Raw genomic sequence first — 19329 nt, 5'->3', positions numbered from 1 at the left:
GGATGAAATTGCAGCAAAACCACTTAAAAGAGCACGTTATTTCTACAGTTCTTTGAATTTATCCGCGAAAAGAGCCACTTTTTCCCAGTTGGTGTACTCCACTTCTTTAGTCGTGTCCGTTTCACCACCAGTCATCGACATAATGAACTTGATCATCATTTTGTCGAACCAACCGTAGCGCGGATAATAAAGGGCACCAGCGAAGACTCCAATTAATGTTGGCTTCCAAGGAGATTTGATTAGGAACTTACGAATGTAGGCACTTCCTTCTGGGGTATCTTTCCCTTGGTCTTCTTTGCGGGCAGTTAAGTTCACACAGAAGAAAGCCACTTTATTCTGTTCTAGCTGAGTGAGGTTGCGTTCAATAAATTGGTATAGCTTCTTATTTAGGTGACCATAACGAATAGAGGCACCAATGAGCACTTTTTCATATTGGCTGAAATCCATCGTCTCTACATTATGTAAATCCACCAGCTCACATTCAAAGTCTGTTAATTGCTCTTCTATATAGTGGAAGATTTTTTTGGTTTGCCCTTCACGAGAAGAGTATAGAAATAATGCTTTTGCCACGATTTCCCCTTAACTACGCCAAAACGTCGGCGTGAGTAGAATAAGTAAGGTAAATATTTCCAGACGACCAAATAGCATGGAGACGATCAACACCCATTTCGCTTTGTCGTTTACATCACCAAAGTGAAGTGCGACTTCGCCCAATCCAGGGCCAAGGTTGTTGAGTGTCGCTGCTACGGCAGAGAATGCACTTAACTCATCCATGCCTGTTGCAATCAAACCCAACATACATACCACAAACACTAATGCGTATGCTGAGAAGAATCCCCATACAGCATCGACCACACGTTGCGGTAATGCACTACCTCCGACTTTGATGGTGTAAACCGCACGAGGGTGAACCAAACGTTTAAGTTCACGCGCACCTTGTAAGGTAAGAAGCAGAATGCGGATCACTTTCATACCACCACCGGTCGAACCTGCGCATCCTCCTATAAAAGAGGAGAACAGCAACAGCACTGGCAAGAACAATGGCCAATCTGCAAAACCGGTTGTGGTGAAACCTGCGGTTGTCGAGATGGAGACAGTTTGGAACAATGCTTGGTCAAACGCATCATAAGGTGATGTGTAAGAGTGGTGCTTCAATAGTAGTAAGAAGCAAACCAAAAACAGTAACACCTGAATAAAGATGAACGCGCGGAACTCTGGGTCTTTCCAGTAATACTTAGGATGAACCCCACCAGAGGCAAATGCCGCAAAGTGCAGAGTGAAGTTACAAGCAGAGATCAGCAAGAACACCACGGTAATCAGGTTAATCGCATAACTGTCGAAGTAGCCCATGCTGGCATCGTGAGTTGAGAAGCCACCAATCGCAATAGTAGAGAAGCTGTGGCTGATGGCATCAAACGGCGTCATGCCCGCGAGCCAAAAAGCAACCGCACAAGCGATTGTCAGGCTTAAATAGATGTACCACAGCGCTTTTGCTGTCTCGGCTATGCGCGGGGTCATTTTGGTATCTTTCACTGGACCCGGAATTTCTGCGCGGTACAACTGCATCCCACCGATGCCCAACACTGGCAAAATAGCGACCGCAAGTACGATGATCCCCATCCCACCAAACCATTGTAGAAATTGGCGGTAGAACAAAATCGCTTTAGGTAACTCGTCAAGTCCGACAATAACGGTCGCCCCTGTCGTAGTTAAAGCAGAGAAGGATTCAAAAAAAGCGTCAGTCACAGAAATGTTGGGATTATCTGCGATTAAAAATGGAAGCGAACCCGCGCTGCCCAAAACCGTCCAGAAAAGAACAACGATAAGAAAGCCATCACGTGATTTGAGCTCATGTTTATGCCGACGGTTAGGAAACCAACACATCGCTCCACAAAAAAGCAGCACAAAAAAAGTCGTGACAAAAGGTACACCAGCGCCGTCTCGATAAAGAAGCGCAACCAGTGCAGGTGCCAACATGGTGACACTAAAAAGCGCGAGCAAAAGCCCGACGATTCGAATAATTGAACGAAATTGCATGGATTGATTGACTAGCGAAGCTGTCCCTGTTGCTTCCTGGTTTTCATTATTGTCCGTCGAGTGGGGTTACAATTGCCTTTGCCCCACTTTTATTGATGATAGCTTGGGTAAACGCGCTCACTTCACGAAGCTCAATTTCCACCACTAATGTTACCTGATCGCTATATTCAGCAGCGACTTCTACCGCACCAAATTGAGGCATGATCGACTGGGCGATAGGCATAAACCCATAGTCTAACGTTAGTCTGAGTTTTGTGGTTATTTTTTTCTCAATAGTTTGAAGCAGCTTGAGAGCTTGCTGCACCCCGCCGCCGTAAGCTTTGACTAAACCGCCAGTACCAAGCTTGATGCCCCCTGAATATCGCGTCACTACCGCAGTGATTTCTCCCACGCCAGAACCCGATAGCTGCGCCAAAATTGGCTTGCCAGCAGTCCCGGACGGCTCGCCGTCATCGCTAAAGCCCCATTTCATTGAATCTTCAGGTCTGCCCGCTACGAATCCCCAGCAATTGTGTCTTGCATCCGAGTGTTTGGCTTTAATTTGATCAACAAACGCCTTCGCCGCATCAACGCTTGGCGTGTGTGCGAGGTAGGTAATAAAGACACTTTTTTTGATTTCTTCTTCAAACAGAGCTGGCGCTGAGGGAATCAGATAAGGCTGGTCATTCATAGCATTAGGTCAATGTTTACTTTGCTCGAAGTCTATCACGAGAGTGAATTCAGAGTCGCATAAGATCTGCCACAGCGCACAATGTTAAACACTTGTTTAAAAAATGTATTGAAATTAAACAATCCGCGATCCAAACTAACTTTACTGGTCAAACCAGAATAAGAATAAACGACTTCCTCGATACTTATTTGCCGACGAATTCAGCACTAACAATAGGTATACAGACAATCCACGATTGTATGTCATGGAGATAGACAATGATTTACCAAGCCGACACCCTACAGGTAAAGGAAATACAAGATGGCATAGCAGAGCTGAGCTTCTGCTCCCCTAAATCCGTAAACAAGCTCGACCTAGCAACGCTAGAGTCTCTCGATAAGGCTCTTGATGCGTTGACTTCACATCAAGGTCTAAAAGGCTTAATGCTCACTTCAGATAAAGACGCGTTCATCGTTGGCGCAGACATCACTGAATTCTTGGGCCTCTTCGCTAAAACAAACGCCGAGCTCGATCAATGGCTACAATTTGCCAATAGCATCTTCAATAAACTAGAAGACTTACCCGTTCCGACAATCTCAGTACTTAAAGGTCACACACTTGGCGGCGGCTGCGAATGCGTACTGGCTACCGACATGCGTATCGGTGACAAGACCACCAGCATTGGTCTGCCAGAAACTAAACTGGGCATCATGCCAGGCTTTGGTGGTTGTGTGCGTTTGCCGCGTGTTATCGGTGCAGATAGCGCGATGGAAATCATCACGCAAGGCAAAGCATGTCGTGCAGATGAAGCATTGAAGATTGGTTTATTGGATGCCGTGGTTGAAACTGATGCGTTGTATGAATCCGCATTGCAAACACTGACTTCAGCTATCAACGAAAAGATCGATTGGCAAGCACGTCGTAAACAAAAAACCTCGCCACTGACACTCAGCAAGCTAGAGTCGATGATGAGCTTCACAATGGCAAAAGGCCTAGTGGCACAAGTAGCCGGTCCACACTACCCTGCGCCAATGACTGCAGTTATTACGATTGAAGAAGGCGCACGCTTTGCACGTAACGAAGCACTCGACATTGAACGCAAATACTTCGTTAAACTCGCGAAATCAGAAGAAGCCAAAGCTCTGGTTGGTCTGTTCCTCAACGACCAATACATCAAAGGCATCGCGAAAAAAGCGGCGAAATCAGCAAGCAAAGACACTGAGCGAGCAGCGGTATTAGGTGCAGGCATCATGGGTGGTGGCATCGCTTACCAATCTGCGCTGAAAGGCGTGCCAGTATTGATGAAAGACATCGCCCAACCATCTCTCGATTTAGGCATGACCGAAGCGTCTAAACTGCTAAACAAACGCCTTGCTCAAGGTCGTATCGACGGCTTCAAGATGGCGGGCATTTTGGCATCAATTACCCCAAGCCTACATTACGCAGGCATCGAAAATTCAGATGTGATTGTTGAAGCCGTTGTCGAAAATCCAAAAGTAAAAGCAGCGGTACTGAGCGAAGTCGAATCGCACGTTGGTGAAGACACCGTCATTACATCAAACACATCGACGATTCCAATCAACCTATTGGCACAATCACTTAAACGCCCAGAAAACTTCTGTGGTATGCACTTCTTTAACCCTGTGCATCGCATGCCTTTGGTTGAAATCATCCGTGGTGAGAAAACTTCTGATGAAACCATCAACCGCGTAGTGGCTTACGCAGCAAAAATGGGTAAATCCCCAATCGTCGTGAACGACTGTCCGGGATTCTTCGTCAACCGCGTATTATTCCCGTACTTTGGCGGTTTCAGCATGTTGCTTCGTGACGGTGCAGACTTCACTAAAGTCGACAAAGTCATGGAACGCAAATTTGGCTGGCCGATGGGCCCGGCGTACTTGCTTGATGTAGTCGGCATCGATACTGCGCACCACGCACAAGCGGTGATGGCAGAAGGTTTCCCTGAGCGAATGGGCAAACAAGGTCGTGACGCGATTGATGCTCTATTCGAAGCCAACAAATACGGTCAGAAGAATGGCAACGGTTTCTACAGCTACACCATTGATAAAAAAGGTAAGCCTAAGAAAACCTTCACTGAAGATATCTTGCCAGTACTGGCAGACGTCTGCGCGGATAAACAAGAGTTCGATGAGCAGACCATCATCCAACGTATGATGATTCCGATGATCAACGAAGTGGTGCTGTGTCTGCAAGAAGGCATTATTGCAACTCCTCAAGAAGCAGATATGGCGCTGGTTTACGGCCTTGGTTTCCCTCCATTCCGCGGCGGTGTATTCCGCTACCTAGACAGCGTAGGTATTGCTGAATTTGTTGAAATGGCAAAACAGCACGCTGATCTAGGCGCGATGTACCATGTTCCGCAAATGTTGATTGATATGGCGGCGAAAGGCGAAAGCTTCTATGGCGCGCAACAGCAAGGTTCTATCTAAGGAGGGATTCCCAAAATGACTAATCAAACCAGAAACGTTGTCGTAGTCGATTGTCTACGTACCCCAATGGGTCGCTCTAAAGGTGGTGCTTTCCGTCATACTCGTGCAGAAGACCTTTCTGCGCACCTAATGAAAGGCATTCTGGCACGCAACCCACAAGTGAACCCAAGTGAGATTGAAGACATCTACTGGGGCTGTGTGCAACAAACGCTTGAGCAAGGCTTTAACATCGCGCGTAATGCAGCGCTGCTTGCTGGCCTACCAATTGAGATTGGCGCAGTAACCGTGAATCGTCTGTGTGGCTCATCTATGCAAGCCCTGCATGATGGTACTCGTGCAATCATGACAGGTGACGCGGAAATTTGCCTGATCGGCGGTGTCGAGCACATGGGTCACGTACCAATGAACCACGGTGTAGACTTCCACCCTGGCATGTCGAAAAATGTCGCCAAAGCCGCTGGTATGATGGGTTTAACCGCTGAAATGCTTGGTAAGCTTCATGGTATCAGCCGTGAGCAACAAGATGAGTTTGCGGCGCGCTCTCACGCTCGTGCTCACGCAGCAACATTGGAAGGTCGCTTTAAAAACGAAATCCTACCAACCGAAGGCCACGCAGCAGACGGTACATTGTTCCAGTTAGATTACGATGAAGTGATTCGTCCAGAGACCACCGTTGAAGGTCTGTCTCAACTGCGCCCGGTATTCGACCCAGCGAACGGTACGGTAACAGCCGGCACGTCTTCCGCTCTATCTGATGGTGCATCCGCAATGCTGATCATGAGCGAAGAGAAAGCCAATGAACTTGGTTTGAAGATTCGCGCACGAATCAAAGGCATGGCGATCGCAGGTTGCGATCCATCCATCATGGGTTACGGCCCTGTACCTGCAACGCAAAAAGCGCTGAAACGTGCAGGTCTTGCAATTGAAGATATGGACGTTGTCGAGCTAAACGAAGCGTTTGCAGCGCAATCTCTGCCATGTGCGAAAGACCTAGGTCTGCTTGAGGTGATGGACGAAAAAGTGAACCTGAATGGCGGCGCGATTGCTCTAGGTCACCCATTGGGTTGTTCTGGCGCACGTATCTCGACAACGCTTATCAACCTAATGGAAGCCAAGGACGCCAAATACGGCCTTGCGACCATGTGTATCGGTCTTGGTCAGGGTATCGCGACAGTCTTTGAGCGCCCGTAGCCCTTAACATCACCAGTTAGGTAATCAACCAATACCAGCAAAATTTGGTATTACACTTAAGGCGGCATCTTATGTCGCCTTTTCTTTTATTAGGCACCCTATAATTTATGCACAAAACACATAAATTAGATGATGAAGTTTCATTTTATTCATAAATAAAGAAGGCATACACTTACAGGCAGTTAATGGCTTGCTGCTCGTGGCATTCCAGCCGCGCTATCGCACACTCGGAGAACCTTATGTTTAATGCTCTAGTTCTAAACCAAGAAGACAAACGTACTATCGCAAACATCGAACAAATCGATGAAACACAACTGCCGGAAGGCGACGTATTGATTGACGTTGATTACTCATCGTTAAACTACAAGGATGGCCTTGCGATCACAGGGAAAGGTAAAATCATCCGCAACTTCCCAATGGTACCAGGCATTGATCTAGCAGGTACGGTCGTAAGCTCTGATGATGCACGCTACCAAGCAGGCGATAAAGTAGTCCTTACTGGCTGGGGTGTCGGCGAAAACCACTGGGGCGGTATGGCGCAACGTGCACGTCTAAAGGCGGATTGGTTGGTTCCACTACCAAAAGGCTTAGACAGCAAAAAAGCCATGATGGTCGGTACAGCTGGCTTTACCGCAATGCTGTGTGTTCAAGCTCTGCTGGATGCTGACATCAAACCAGAAGCTGGCGAAATCCTTGTCACTGGCGCCAGTGGCGGCGTAGGTTCGGTGGCGGTGACGCTTCTGGCTCAACTGGGCTACAAAGTGGCAGCCGTTACTGGTCGTGTTGAACAAAACGGTCCGCTTTTAGAAAAACTGGGCGCAAGTCGCATCATCGACCGTGTTGAATTTGAAGAGCCTGCACGCCCACTAGAAAAACAAATTTGGGCTGGCGCAGTCGACACCGTTGGCAGCAAAGTGCTAGCGAAAGTATTGGCGCAAATGGATTACAACAGCGCCGTCGCGGCGTGTGGTCTTGCTGGCGGTTTTGACCTGCCAACCACAGTAATGCCGTTCATCCTACGTAATGTGCGTCTGCAAGGTGTGGATTCCGTGATGTGTCCAACCGAAAAACGTATCGCAGCGTGGGAAAAACTGGTTGAGCTACTACCAGACAGCTACTTCGAGCAAGCGTGTACTGAAGTAGAGCTCGCTGAAGCGCCAAAATACGCCGAAGATATTACCAACGGCCAAGTAACGGGTCGCGTAGTCATCAAGCTGTAGCTATAAAGCTACGTTATCAAGCTACAAATCAGCACTTCACGTAAATAGAGCCAGCGTTGCTGGCTCTTTTGTTATCAGTTCAATCCCATGTCTTCGATTCGCTTTGCAATCAGCCTGCTGCACTCTTCACGCACAACGGAGCGCAGCCATTCTTGAGCAGGAGAATGCTCACAGCGCGCATGCCAAATCATCGAATAATCAAAAGGCGTAAATTGGAATGGCAACGGTTTTACGACTAGGTCATAACGCTCAGCAACCAGATACGCCAAATCTGCCGGAACGGTAATGATGATAGGTAGTGTATCCACAATCGCCAGCGCAGCTTCTAAATGGTACGCACGCAGCACCATTTTGCGTTGCGGCTTGTCGATCAGAGCTTGCTCAATCAACGCTTTCACTCCGTCACTGATGGCAATCATCGCGTGAGGGTGGCTCAAATAGTCGTCCAAACTCATCTCTTGATTCGCCAAAGGATGCTGTTTGGACAGTAAACACAACACGCCAACGCGACCAAGAATCTCGCTACGCAGCGGCTCTACGGGGCCTGTTGGGCGACAAATGGCGAGATCTGCCCCTTCATAAGTCAACTGATCGGATAAACGGTCATGCTGCAAAGGCAAAAAGTTAAACGACACATTCGGCGCTTCTTGATAAATGCGCGGTAAAGCAAACGGCAGAATGGTTTGCATAGCGTAGTCCGTGGTCGCGATAGTGAACGTCTGATCGCACTGCTGAGGATCGAACTCGACGGGCGACAACAATTGGCGCAGCGATTCCAACGGTTCACCTAAAGAGCGATCAATTTCTAGCGCTTTTTGGGTTGGGATCAAGTGCTGACCTTGGCGCGTAAACAGCGGATCGCCAAGCAGATCGCGTAATCGCCCTAACACACGACTCATCGCCGATTGGCTTAAATTAAGGCGAGTTGCCGCCTTACTGACGCTGCTTTCTTCAATCAGTACACGCAACGCGACTAATAAATTCAGATCTCGGCGATAGATGTCTTCTAGTTCCACGATTTGCCACTTACAATGCGAGGGTTTTATCAAATTGTACTCTTCAGGCAAAAAAAATCCCGCCTTTCAGCGGGGAAGCCCAAGAAAAATGGGGATAGTGTCGGAATGAAGTGTTGATAAAAATAGGTGAGCGGTATTGATCATGTTTGATTGAGGCAAGAGGCGCTAATTCTCTTGCTCTGATGCACCTGACCATTTGTGCATCTCAATCCAAATCCCAATAATGGTTGCACTCATGCCTGCTAAGGGCATCAATGAGGTTTCAGCTGGCGTTCTAAGTACCAATGCACAGAACGAGATAAAACACAGCACTGAGTAAATCGTGAGTCTGTCTAACGCTGTTAACATCGCCTCCCCTCGCCAGTTGTTACCAAATTGTTAATTTAAGGTAAAACAAAAAAATCCGTTTGCCAAGTGGTTATTGAATATTTTTTCAACGAACGTAAAATTCACCGCTAAGTTAGTTACGAGAATCACACTATGAGCTTTAATCCTGAACTGGCAACAAAGACGTTAGAGGCGGAAGGACTGCGCTGCCCAGAGCCAGTGATGATGGTCAGGAAGACAATTCGCAACATGCAAGATGGTGAGGTTTTGCTAGTAAAAGCGGACGACCCATCGACAACTCGAGATATTCCGAGTTTCTGCCGCTTTATGGATCACCAGTTGATTGCAGCACAAACAGAGCAGCTGCCTTATCAATACCTGATTAAGAAAGGTTTGGAATAATCTCAGTGAGATCAAAAACGGCAGCCCAGTGGGCTGCCGTTTGTTTATTCGTCATATTCTAGTGTGCGAACTTCAGATTGGAGTTTGTTAAGTTGTTTCTGCATCGCACGTATTTCTTCATGCATTGGAATAATGTGCGCCACCCGAATCCACGCTTCAACCGTCAAGCCAGTAAGAATGAACGTCCCTGCCACAATCGGCAACCACATATCAGTCAGTACCATCGCTAACAAGCACAGCGCCAAACCAAAGGTGAATAAATAACTCTGACTCTTTGGGGTCATCCCCATGTAACGTGTAAGCATAAACTTGCCCTCTCGCTATCATTCACACCATTAAACTACCATGACAAGTATGACACTAATATGTCATCCGTCACGCTACGGAGCGATTTTAAGTCAGAGTTTGAGCTGCGCCACTAATTCGCTAGTTATTGATAATTCGCACCATTTTAACGATTGTTCGCAGATAACATTTTTCCTTTTCAGGCTACGTTATCCGCTTCAAACCATTAAAATAAGGCCGCACCAATAGCCAACAACACGAACAAAATAGCGGTTACTTTACGGATCAAACCCAATGGCATCTTGTCTGCTGAAAGCTTACCAATCAACACCACTGGCACGTTGGCCAACAGCATACCAATGGTAGTGCCAAGTATGACCCAACTCAGCGCATCCGCGTATTGCGCGCCTAGAATGGAAGTCGCAATCTGAGTTTTATCACCGATTTCAGCAACAAAGAAGGCAATAAAGCTGGCAATGAATGGTCCACGATTCGAGATCTCTTCGTCGTCATCCAGTTTGTCTGGGATCAGAACCCAAGCTGCCATGGCAACAAAACTGACCACCAGCACCCATTTTAAAACATCAGGAGATAGATAGTCGGCCACTACCACACCTAACCATGCAGCTAAAGCGTGGTTGGCAATGGTGGCTAAAAAGATGGCTGCAATAATTGGAATGGGTTTGCGGTAACGACTGGCAAGTAATAGGGATAGCAATTGGGTCTTATCGCCAATTTCTGCTAACGCTACAGTAGTAATTGAAATAGCTAAAACGCTCACGACATGCTCATTGGGGCGGGATAATTATTTTAACCATAGACAAACCTCACGCCCCACCCCGGTTCGTGATGATTTGTCTAAGGTCTTGCTAAACTTGAAAGGCTTCAAGTCTCGAACGCCATGGTGATTTTGCACCAATTATGTTGACGAACGAACCGGATGAAACAGAGACTTCATCAGGTAAGCTACTCCCCAAAGACAGGCGCAATTCTAGCCACCTTTGTTGCGCATCACAAGAGTCAAAGCAGGTGAAAACTCCCTTTTAGGAAAAATACAGCAGATAACGCGGTAAAAATTCATTAAAGGAGAAAATTGCCCACGAATTAATCAAGATTAGCTCTACTCCCATGCTCAATATCTGGTTATACTTGATTGTTATTTTATTCAACCGTAATTACTCTTTATCGCCCTTGTTTGAGTTGAAAAACTCGGCATACGAGACGAATTAATGAGTAACTAGAGAATCGCGCGAACCTGACTTATGCAAAAATACGATATCAAAACCTTCCAGGGAATGATCCTCGCGCTGCAGGATTATTGGGCTCAAAATGGTTGTACCATTGTTCAACCGCTAGATATGGAAGTGGGTGCGGGTACCTCTCACCCAATGACCTGTCTACGAGCGCTTGGCCCAGAGCCAATGTCGACAGCTTACGTACAACCTTCACGTCGTCCTACTGATGGCCGTTACGGTGAAAACCCTAACCGTCTTCAGCACTACTACCAATTCCAAGTAGCGCTAAAACCATCGCCTGACAATATTCAAGAGTTGTACCTTGGCTCCCTTGAAGTTCTTGGTATTGACCCACTTGTGCACGACATCCGTTTCGTAGAAGACAACTGGGAAAACCCAACACTAGGCGCATGGGGTCTAGGCTGGGAAGTTTGGCTAAACGGCATGGAAGTGACTCAGTTTACTTACTTCCAACAAGTTGGCGGCCTTGAGTGTAAACCGGTAACGGGTGAGATCACTTACGGTATCGAACGTCTAGCAATGTACATCCAAGAAGTAGACTCGGTTTACGACCTAACTTGGAACATCGCGCCAGACGGCAGCAAGGTAACTTACGGTGACATTTTCCACCAAAACGAAGTTGAGCAATCAACTTACAACTTCGAACACGCAGACGTTGATTTCCTATTCAGCTTCTTCGACCAGTGTGAAAAAGAATCGAAAGAACTACTAGAGCTAGAGAAACCGCTACCTCTACCAGCTTACGAGCGCATCTTGAAAGCGGCACACGCGTTCAACTTGTTAGACGCACGTAAAGCCATCTCTGTTACAGAGCGTCAACGTTACATCCTGCGCATCCGCAATCTGACTAAAGCAGTAGCAGAAGCATACTACGCATCGCGTGAAGCTCTTGGCTTCCCAATGTGTAAGAAAGAACAAGCGTAAGGGGTAGAGTAACATGGCAAAAGAATTTCTAATCGAACTAGGTACAGAAGAGCTACCACCAACGCAACTTCGCACCCTAGCTGAAGCATTCGCAGCAAACTTCGAAGCAGAACTAAAAAACGCTGAGCTTGCTCACGAAGGCGTAAAATGGTTCGCGGCACCTCGTCGTCTTGCACTGAAAGTAGCGGCATTGGCAGAAAGCCAATCAGACAAAGTCGTTGAAAAACGTGGTCCTGCGGTTTCTGCAGCATTCGACGCTGAAGGTAACCCAACCAAAGCGGCTCAAGGCTGGGCGCGCGGTTGTGGTATCTCGGTTGACCAAGCAGAGCGCATGGTAACTGACAAAGGCGAATGGCTACTGTTCAAGCAAGAAGTGAAAGGTCAGCCTGCTTCTGAGATCGTGGTTGAGCTAGCAGCAAAAGCACTAGCAAACCTACCTATCGCAAAACCAATGCGTTGGGGTAACAAAACCACTCAATTTATCCGTCCAGTTAAGACGCTAACCATGCTAATGGGCAGCGACCTAATCGAAGGCGAGATCCTAGGCGTAGCGTCAAGCCGCACTATCCGTGGCCACCGCTTCATGGGTGAAAAAGAGTTCACTATCGATTCTGCTGAGCAATACCCTGCAATCCTAGAAGAGCGCGGTAAAGTCATGGCAGATTACGAAGCGCGTAAAGCCATCATCCTAGCTGACGCACAAAAAGCAGCTGCAGCGGTTGGCGGTATCGCTGACCTAGAAGATGACCTAGTAGAAGAAGTTACGTCTCTGGTTGAATGGCCAGTGGTACTAACCGCGAAGTTCGAAGAAGAGTTCCTAAAAGTACCTTCTGAAGCGTTGGTTTACACCATGAAAGGTGACCAAAAGTACTTCCCCGTCTATTCACATGAGAACGGCGACGAAAACAAAAAGCTACTACCGAACTTCATCTTCGTATCGAACATCGAATCAAAAGAGCCTCGTTACGTAATCGAAGGTAACGAGAAAGTGGTTCGTCCTCGTCTTGCTGACGCAGAGTTCTTCTTCAACACAGACCGTAAGCGTCCGCTTATCGACCGTCTACCTGAACTAGAACAAGCAATCTTCCAAAAACAACTGGGCACGATCAAAGATAAAACCGATCGCATCACTGCACTAGCTGGCTACATTGCAAAACAGATTGATGCTGATGTAGAAAAAGCGACGCGCGCTGGCCTATTGGCGAAATGTGACCTAATGACCTCGATGGTATTCGAATTTACCGATACTCAAGGTGTCATGGGTATGCACTACGCAACGCACGACGGCGAAGATGAGCAAGTTGCCCTCGCACTTTACGAGCAGTACATGCCTCGTTTTGCTGGTGACCAACTACCAAGCACAGCGATTTCTTCAGCAGTCGCAATGGCAGATAAGCTAGACACTATCGTGGGTATCTTCGGTATTGGCCAGGCACCGAAAGGCAGCGACCCATTCGCACTGCGTCGCGCATCACTGGGTGTACTGCGTATCATCGTTGAGAATGGTTACAACCTAGACCTTGTCGACCTGATCCGTGAAGCGAAAGTTCAGTTTGGTAACAAACTCACTAACGAGAATGTTGAGCAAGACGTGATTGATTTCATGCTTGGCCGTTTCCGTGCTTGGTACCAAGACGAAGGTTTCAGTGTCGACATCATCCAAGCAGTATTGGCTCGTCGTCCAACCAAACCAGCAGACTTCGACCAACGCGTAAAAGCGGTATCTCACTTCCGTGAGCTGGAAGCGGCAGAGTCTCTAGCAGCCGCGAACAAGCGTGTAGGTAACATCCTAGCGAAGTTCGACGGCGAACTTGCAGAAGAGATTGACCTAGCATTGCTACAAGAAGACGCAGAGAAAGCACTGGCTGAAAGCGTTGAAGTAATGACAGAAGCGCTAGAGCCAGCATTTGCAACCGGTAACTACCAAGAAGCACTGAGCAAGCTAGCTGACCTACGTGAACCAGTTGATGCGTTCTTCGATAACGTAATGGTCATGGCAGACGACGAAGCACTTAAGAAGAACCGTCTGACACTGCTAAACAACCTGCGTAACCTGTTCCTACAGATCGCAGACATTTCTTTGCTTCAAAAGTAATTCATTACTCTTCGAAGTGATTAAGAGATAAGTAAAAGGGAAGCGTCAGCTTCCCTTTTTTGTTGCCTTCAAACGGAGATTACCGGTTCTTATTATTCATTTTGTGAACAAGGCAAAAATTTGTAGGGTGAGACGCGTTGAACTTGTTGGTGCAGAGCTCGGATTGTAGAGGCACAGTTTTGCTATAACTGGGTTGTTTACTCGGGGGGAAGGACACAATGAAAAAAACAATTCTCGCACTCTCTATCGGCCTACTGAGCGCCTGCAGCCAAATTCCAGAAAATGCCATCGTATTAAGCGTTGGAGACGATACTGCCGTCTTCGAACCAAACTCAGACGGTTTACTCGTCGCAGAGCAAAAACTAGAAAAAGGCAACTACACCTTTACCATTGCCGACAGCAAACAAACCTGTGGCAACAGCTTTGCGCTAGCGGAAGAAAACCGCATCAAATTCAATACACCATTAAAAATGGATAACTGCGCAACCGACACATCTATGCAGCTGCGCATTTTCAAAGCCAATACCTACCTCTTCACGCTCAATCCAGACACCAATGAGCTAACCGTTAAAATCAAACCAAAACAGAGTCAGGACATCACCTATTCTTGCCCTGTTGCAACCGACACAGCTAAAACCATCAACGTAGCCCAAACCTTTACTGATGGCACTGTTGTTCGTGACGCCTTAACCGGGCAAGAAGCCACCGTCGCCAATGGCAGCGTCACCATGCAACCAGGCCCGATGAGCCAAGGTCTATTGCTGTTAGAAGAGGTTGAACAGCAAGCCGATAAACCGTTCAGCTGGGACAACGCGACGGTGTATTTTGTCATGACCGACCGCTTCTACAATGGTAACCCAGACAATGACAACAGCTACGGTCGCAGCAAAGACGGCAAATACGAGATTGGTACCTTCCACGGTGGTGACTTAGCGGGTCTGACGGAAAAACTCGATTACATCGAATCCCTCGGTGTGAATGCCATCTGGATAACCTCACCACTAGAACAAATCCACGGCTGGGTTGGCGGCGGCGATAAAGGCGACTTTAAACACTACGGCTATCACGGCTACTACCACCAAGATTGGACCAAGCTTGATGCCAACATGGGTACCAAAGATGAGCTGAGAACCTTCATCGATACCGCGCACAAGAAAGGCATCCGCGTGATTTGGGACGTGGTCATGAACCATACTGGCTACGCCACATTAGCCGACATGCAGGAATTCGGCTTTGGTCAACTTTACCTTGATGACCAAGAAGCCAAACAAGTACTTGGTGAAAAATGGACCGACTGGCAGCCAAAATCTGGACAAAGCTGGCACAGCTTCAACGACTACATCAAATACGGTGATAGTGAAGCGTGGGAAAAATGGTGGGGCAAAGATTGGATTCGCACCGACATTGGCGATTACGATGCGCCGGGATACAACGACATCACCATGTCTTTGAACTACCTACCGGATCTAAAAACCGAATCGACGCAGAAAACCGGACTACCAAACTTCTTCCGCAATAAAGACACCAATGCGCAAGATGAATTGAAAACCCCACGAGAACATCTGATCACATGGCTATCGGATTGGGTACGTGATTACGGCATTGATGGCTTCCGCGTCGATACCGCCAAACACGTTGAGATGGAAGCGTGGGCAGAGCTCAAAGCAAGTACCACTCAAGCCCTCGCCGAATGGAAACAAAACCACCCCGACAAAGCACTAGACGATCTGCCATTTTGGATGACCGGCGAAGTGTGGGCACACAGCGTGGTGAAGAGCCCGTATTTCGATAACGGCTTCGATTCGATCATCAACTTCGAGTTCCAATCTGACGTGGCACCAAAAGCGCTAAAGTGTTTCGCTCAACTTGATAATGATTACCGCCGCTATGCAGAGCGTATTAACTCAGATCCTGAGTTCAACGTGTTGAGTTACCTGTCTTCGCACGATACTCAACTGTTTTGGTCAGCACGCAGCCGCAGCTTTGGTGACCAAGCTCGCGCCGCCAATGCGTTAATGCTGGCACCGGGTGCAGTACAAATCTACTACGGCGATGAGATTGCCCGTGACTTTGGCGTGACAGGATCCGATCCGACCCAAGGTACACGTTCCGACATGCCATGGGACAAGATTCATGGCGAGCGTGAAGACTTACTACAACATTGGCAGAAATTGGGCGAATTCCGTCAACGCCACCCAGCGGTTGCTCAAGGTAAGCACATCACTCGTAATCAAGAAGGCTACTACGCTTTCGAACGCCAATACCAAGACGACAAAGTACTGATTGTTTACACTGGCGAATAACCGACTCACTCCACCAGCAAGGGAAGCATTTCGCTTCCCTTTTTTAATTCCAAATCCTCTCCATCTGGTCTGATGACAGACTTTTTTCTTCTTCGAGTAAATTCACACTTTGCGTCGTAATAACATTAGGGTAAGGTCAAGTATTACTCTATAAGCTGATGTTTCGTCAGCAATCAAGACACATAAAGCAATCACAATGAATTAGGTATATGTAAGCATGCAGTTCTCAAAGTTTGGTGAAAAATTTAATCAGTATTCAGGTATTACGCAGTTAATGGACGATTTGAATGATGGCCTACGCACGCCAGGTGCCATCATGCTCGGTGGGGGTAACCCGGCCGCCATTCCTGCCATGCTCGATTACTTTCACCAAGCCAGTGAAGAAATGCTCGCCAGTGGCGAACTCGTCGCCGCGCTCACTAATTATGATGGCCCTCAGGGTAAAGACGTGTTCGTCAAAGCGCTCGCACAGCTGTTTCGTGAAACATACGGCTGGGACATCAGTGAGAAGAATATTAGCCTGACGAATGGCAGCCAAAGCGGATTCTTCTACCTATTTAATTTGTTTGCTGGTCAGCAGCCAGATGGTTCGCACAAAAAAGTCCTGTTGCCTATCGCACCGGAATACATTGGCTACGGTGATGCAGGTATCGATGAAGACATTTTTGTTTCGTACCATCCAGAAATCGAGCTACTCGACAACGGCCTATTCAAATATCACGTTGATTTTGAAAAGCTCACCGTCGATGACTCCGTCGCAGCAATTTGTGCATCTCGCCCAACCAACCCAACAGGTAACGTACTGACTGACGAAGAAGTGCGTAAACTGGACAAATTGGCGCGCGAGAACAACATCCCACTGATCATCGACAATGCGTACGGCTTGCCGTTCCCGAACATCATTTTTGAAGATGTCGAACCGTTCTGGAATGAAAACACCATCCTGTGCATGAGCTTATCTAAACTTGGCTTGCCGGGTGTGCGATGTGGGATTGTGATTGCGAGTGAAGAAATCACCCAAGCACTCACCAATATGAATGGCATCATCAGCTTAGCGCCAGGCAGTGTTGGCCCAGCATTGGCAAACCACATCATCGCTAAAGGCGATCTACTCAAACTGAGTTCAGAGGTGATTAAGCCGTTCTACAAGCAGAAATCACAACGCGCGGTAGAACTGCTACAACAGGCGATTACCGATGAGAGATTCCGTATCCACAAACCTGAAGGGGCGATCTTCTTGTGGTTATGGTTTGATGAGCTGCCAATTACGACAATAGAGTTGTACCAACGCTTGAAAGCGCGTGGTGTATTGATTGTTCCGGGTGAGTACTTCTTTATTGGTCAGAAAGACGAGTGGGACCATGCTCATCAGTGCTTGCGCATGAACTACGTTCAAGACGATGAGATGATGCAGAAAGGTATCGCGATTATCGCGGAAGAAGTCGAAAAGGCTTACCAACAAGGTCAGTAAAGCAAACTCCCGCATCAAAGACACAAATTAAAAAGAGCGCCAACTGGCGCTCTTTCTCACTCTATAGGGCAAATAACTTGCTGATTAGTTGCTTTCTAGCAGGTTGTTGCCACCGATAGCAATTTTGCGTGGTTGCATTGCTTCTGGAATTTCACGAACCAAGTCAATGTGTAATAGGCCGTTTTCCATTGAAGCGCCAGTCACTTTTACATAGTCCGCTAGTTGGAACTTACGTTCAAAATCGCGCTCTGCAATGCCTTGGTACACGTAGTTTTTGCCTTCTTCTGCTTTACGCTCGCCCTTCACGATCAACATGTTTTCATTTTGAGTTAGATCGAGTTGGTCTTCAGAGAAACCAGCAACTGCCATAGTAATACGGTAGTTGTGCTCATCTTTTTGCTCGATGTTGTACGGAGGGTAACCGCCAGAAGTATTTTTCGCTGTATTCGCTTCCATCAGGTTTAGCAGACGATCAAAGCCAATTGCATTACGGTATAGTGGTGAGAAATCTACGTTACGCATAAATCTATCCTCTTAATTAAGCAATAGTCTTAGTTCGGATGAACTTCATCCTACTGGCGTGTTTATGCAAAAACCGACGCCGAACTAAGAGATTCTTATCATTCCACAGGCCTTGGTTTGGCTCGGAGACATGATATTGAATCTAAAGGTTTAAGTTGTGTGCTAAAACACCATATCCTCTTTTGAGCGATCTCGTTTTAGCGATTCCAGAGGGCTGGTCTTCTAGTCTCTAGCAAGCCAGTCATCCTCTTCACAACTAGATATAAGGTCATCAAAAATCGCTTTCAAGGGACAAAATGAAAAAAATTTCAACGCGCCTATCAAAGACCTCAAATTAAGCTCGCTTTTCCTACGCGACAACAATACAAAGCCCACCTCTTACGGCGGGCTTATAAGCCACAATTTTTATTTCCGAGATGATTTACGCGCTTTCACCATCCCTTGCTCGGCCGCTTTCTCTTGCTTCAACTTACGTTTTTCTTTCAAGCTTAACTGGGGTTGCTTCTTGTCTTTTTTACTCATGACTTCACCTCTATTTTACTGACATAGCATACAGCTACACACCAGGTGCGGTGTTGGTGGCTGTGATTGATGAATGATTTCGGTAATCACAAAGCAGCGGCGCTGGTTGAATATCTCGAGTTCTAAGACCTCATCCTGAGAACGTCCCAACAATCGGGAACCTAAGTACGAGTCAACAGCTAGCATCCCCGCAAGAGGTTGGCTCTTACGTGAATCAACTAACGTCATACGATATTGATAGGAGCGGTCAAGATCCACTAAGCGAACGGTGTCGCCAATCGCAATTCGGGCTAAGTTGCGACACTGGGTTTGCTGTTCGTAGGCTTCAAACAGCGACAGTAATCTTAGTGGTGATTGATAGGTTAAAAAGCGACTGGTTAACCACCAAGTTCGCAGCGCTAAGCAGTACGCAGTGAACCAGCGTTCAAACATGATATTTTCCTTCTTAATGCCTTGTCTTACAGATAATTGCAGTGCATTGAACCGGAAGTGCGTCACCTCCGGCTTAGTTCAGGAAAATCGTCACCATATTTTCTAACCTCGTATGATTGGAAAGCTCTACAGCACTATAGCGAGCCGAAAAAAGAAAGCAAAAGCACTCAAGCGAACAAAATGGCAAGAAAAACAGAAAAGGGAAACAAAATGGTGCCGCTACTCAA

17 protein-coding genes are annotated in these 19329 nt (G+C 47.2%); 8 read left to right on the top strand and 9 right to left on the bottom strand.

The features are described from left to right. Nucleotides 1–42 precede the first annotated feature (42 nt). Genes hemG through ACF8EG_RS12775 form a run of 3 tightly spaced genes read right to left on the bottom strand, consistent with a single transcriptional unit; the run spans nucleotide 43 to nucleotide 2707 of the window. The gene (gene hemG, locus ACF8EG_RS12785; protein WP_005465051.1) at nucleotides 43–570 is read right to left on the bottom strand and encodes a menaquinone-dependent protoporphyrinogen IX dehydrogenase; all 528 of its coding nucleotides are present in this window, start codon (nucleotides 568–570) and stop codon (nucleotides 43–45) included. A gap of 9 nt (nucleotides 571–579) precedes the next feature. Beyond that, the gene (locus ACF8EG_RS12780) at nucleotides 580–2037 is read right to left on the bottom strand and encodes a TrkH family potassium uptake protein (protein ID WP_005465049.1); all 1458 of its coding nucleotides are present in this window, start codon (nucleotides 2035–2037) and stop codon (nucleotides 580–582) included. 46 nt (nucleotides 2038–2083) lie between these two features. Further along, entirely contained in the window at nucleotides 2084–2707 is a 624-nt protein-coding gene (locus tag ACF8EG_RS12775; RefSeq protein ID WP_069505305.1) for a YigZ family protein, read from the bottom strand. Between the two features lie 257 nt (nucleotides 2708–2964). Between ACF8EG_RS12775 and fadB the strand changes: the two genes are divergently transcribed. The 3 genes from fadB to ACF8EG_RS12760 all read left to right on the top strand — a co-directional run bounded on the left by fadB (nucleotide 2965) and on the right by ACF8EG_RS12760 (nucleotide 7547). Continuing rightward, nucleotides 2965–5136, top strand: coding sequence for a fatty acid oxidation complex subunit alpha FadB (fadB, locus tag ACF8EG_RS12770; RefSeq protein ID WP_069505303.1), 2172 nt, complete (start codon nucleotides 2965–2967; stop codon nucleotides 5134–5136). A gap of 15 nt (nucleotides 5137–5151) precedes the next feature. Further along, entirely contained in the window at nucleotides 5152–6327 is a 1176-nt protein-coding gene (gene fadA, locus ACF8EG_RS12765) for an acetyl-CoA C-acyltransferase FadA (protein ID WP_005458696.1), read from the top strand. Between the two features lie 239 nt (nucleotides 6328–6566). Then, nucleotides 6567–7547, top strand: a complete 981-nt coding sequence (locus ACF8EG_RS12760) for an MDR family oxidoreductase (RefSeq protein ID WP_015296031.1) — start codon at nucleotides 6567–6569, stop codon at nucleotides 7545–7547. Nucleotides 7548–7621: 74 nt separating this feature from the next. Here the strand turns inward: ACF8EG_RS12760 and ACF8EG_RS12755 are convergent, their stop codons facing one another. After that, complete coding sequence (locus ACF8EG_RS12755; RefSeq protein ID WP_005458693.1) at nucleotides 7622–8563, bottom strand: LysR family transcriptional regulator; 942 nt, start codon at nucleotides 8561–8563, stop codon at nucleotides 7622–7624. Nucleotides 8564–8728: 165 nt separating this feature from the next. Next, the gene (locus ACF8EG_RS12750; protein ID WP_005458692.1) at nucleotides 8729–8911 is read right to left on the bottom strand and encodes a hypothetical protein; all 183 of its coding nucleotides are present in this window, start codon (nucleotides 8909–8911) and stop codon (nucleotides 8729–8731) included. Nucleotides 8912–9043: 132 nt separating this feature from the next. Between ACF8EG_RS12750 and tusA the strand changes: the two genes are divergently transcribed. After that, entirely contained in the window at nucleotides 9044–9292 is a 249-nt protein-coding gene (gene tusA / locus ACF8EG_RS12745; RefSeq protein ID WP_005426051.1) for a sulfurtransferase TusA, read from the top strand. A gap of 44 nt (nucleotides 9293–9336) precedes the next feature. Here tusA and ACF8EG_RS12740 read toward each other — a convergent pair whose 3' ends face one another. Both ACF8EG_RS12740 and ACF8EG_RS12735 read right to left on the bottom strand, forming a co-directional pair. After that, the gene (locus ACF8EG_RS12740; protein WP_005497541.1) at nucleotides 9337–9597 is read right to left on the bottom strand and encodes a hypothetical protein; all 261 of its coding nucleotides are present in this window, start codon (nucleotides 9595–9597) and stop codon (nucleotides 9337–9339) included. Nucleotides 9598–9803: 206 nt separating this feature from the next. Further along, nucleotides 9804–10358: a TMEM165/GDT1 family protein gene (locus tag ACF8EG_RS12735; RefSeq protein WP_029831367.1), complete on the bottom strand. Its 555-nt coding sequence runs from the start codon at nucleotides 10356–10358 to the stop codon at nucleotides 9804–9806. 481 nt (nucleotides 10359–10839) lie between these two features. On the opposite strand from ACF8EG_RS12735, the gene glyQ reads away from it, so the two are divergent. The 4 genes from glyQ (at nucleotide 10840) to ACF8EG_RS12715 (ending at nucleotide 17626) form a co-directional block, all read left to right on the top strand. Further along, nucleotides 10840–11757 (top strand): glycine--tRNA ligase subunit alpha, encoded by a 918-nt coding sequence (gene glyQ, locus ACF8EG_RS12730; RefSeq protein ID WP_005458688.1) that lies wholly within the window; start codon nucleotides 10840–10842, stop codon nucleotides 11755–11757. Nucleotides 11758–11770: 13 nt separating this feature from the next. Then, nucleotides 11771–13852, top strand: a complete 2082-nt coding sequence (gene glyS, locus ACF8EG_RS12725) for a glycine--tRNA ligase subunit beta (RefSeq protein ID WP_069505301.1) — start codon at nucleotides 11771–11773, stop codon at nucleotides 13850–13852. A 218-nt stretch (nucleotides 13853–14070) separates the two neighbouring features. Continuing rightward, nucleotides 14071–16155: an alpha-amylase gene (locus ACF8EG_RS12720; RefSeq protein WP_206926117.1), complete on the top strand. Its 2085-nt coding sequence runs from the start codon at nucleotides 14071–14073 to the stop codon at nucleotides 16153–16155. A gap of 217 nt (nucleotides 16156–16372) precedes the next feature. Further along, nucleotides 16373–17626: a valine--pyruvate transaminase gene (locus tag ACF8EG_RS12715; protein WP_069505297.1), complete on the top strand. Its 1254-nt coding sequence runs from the start codon at nucleotides 16373–16375 to the stop codon at nucleotides 17624–17626. 84 nt (nucleotides 17627–17710) lie between these two features. Here ACF8EG_RS12715 and ACF8EG_RS12710 read toward each other — a convergent pair whose 3' ends face one another. After that, a complete protein-coding gene (locus ACF8EG_RS12710; protein WP_005458680.1) occupies nucleotides 17711–18148 on the bottom strand; it encodes an Hsp20 family protein in 438 nt (145 codons plus the stop codon). A 537-nt stretch (nucleotides 18149–18685) separates the two neighbouring features. After that, nucleotides 18686–19102 carry a GreA/GreB family elongation factor gene (locus ACF8EG_RS12705; RefSeq protein ID WP_005486183.1) on the bottom strand — a complete coding sequence of 139 codons (417 nt, stop codon included), beginning with the start codon at nucleotides 19100–19102 and terminating at the stop codon, nucleotides 18686–18688. Between the last annotated feature and the right edge of the window lie 227 nt (nucleotides 19103–19329).

The organism is Vibrio sp. YQ_11, assembly GCF_043103065.1.
Taxonomy (GTDB): domain Bacteria; phylum Pseudomonadota; class Gammaproteobacteria; order Enterobacterales; family Vibrionaceae; genus Vibrio; species Vibrio parahaemolyticus.
This window is presented reverse-complemented; position numbering and strand designations above follow the sequence as displayed.

Bases quoted from the DNA above. Each gene is read 5' to 3' on its own strand.
- ACF8EG_RS12715 (WP_069505297.1), top strand. From the start codon at position 16,373: ATGCAGTTCTCAAAGTTTGGTGAAAAATTTAATCAGTATTCAGGTATT.
- fadB (WP_069505303.1), top strand. From the start codon at position 2,965: ATGATTTACCAAGCCGACACCCTACAGGTAAAGGAAATACAAGATGGC.
- fadA (WP_005458696.1), top strand. From the start codon at position 5,152: ATGACTAATCAAACCAGAAACGTTGTCGTAGTCGATTGTCTACGTACC.
- ACF8EG_RS12760 (WP_015296031.1), top strand. From the start codon at position 6,567: ATGTTTAATGCTCTAGTTCTAAACCAAGAAGACAAACGTACTATCGCA.
- ACF8EG_RS12720 (WP_206926117.1), top strand. From the start codon at position 14,071: ATGAAAAAAACAATTCTCGCACTCTCTATCGGCCTACTGAGCGCCTGC.
- glyS (WP_069505301.1), top strand. From the start codon at position 11,771: ATGGCAAAAGAATTTCTAATCGAACTAGGTACAGAAGAGCTACCACCA.
- glyQ (WP_005458688.1), top strand. From the start codon at position 10,840: ATGCAAAAATACGATATCAAAACCTTCCAGGGAATGATCCTCGCGCTG.
- ACF8EG_RS12775 (WP_069505305.1), bottom strand. From the start codon at position 2,707: ATGAATGACCAGCCTTATCTGATTCCCTCAGCGCCAGCTCTGTTTGAA.
- ACF8EG_RS12705 (WP_005486183.1), bottom strand. From the start codon at position 19,102: ATGTTTGAACGCTGGTTCACTGCGTACTGCTTAGCGCTGCGAACTTGG.
- tusA (WP_005426051.1), top strand. From the start codon at position 9,044: ATGAGCTTTAATCCTGAACTGGCAACAAAGACGTTAGAGGCGGAAGGA.
- ACF8EG_RS12740 (WP_005497541.1), bottom strand. From the start codon at position 9,597: ATGCTTACACGTTACATGGGGATGACCCCAAAGAGTCAGAGTTATTTA.
- ACF8EG_RS12780 (WP_005465049.1), bottom strand. From the start codon at position 2,037: ATGCAATTTCGTTCAATTATTCGAATCGTCGGGCTTTTGCTCGCGCTT.
- ACF8EG_RS12710 (WP_005458680.1), bottom strand. From the start codon at position 18,148: ATGCGTAACGTAGATTTCTCACCACTATACCGTAATGCAATTGGCTTT.
- ACF8EG_RS12750 (WP_005458692.1), bottom strand. From the start codon at position 8,911: ATGTTAACAGCGTTAGACAGACTCACGATTTACTCAGTGCTGTGTTTT.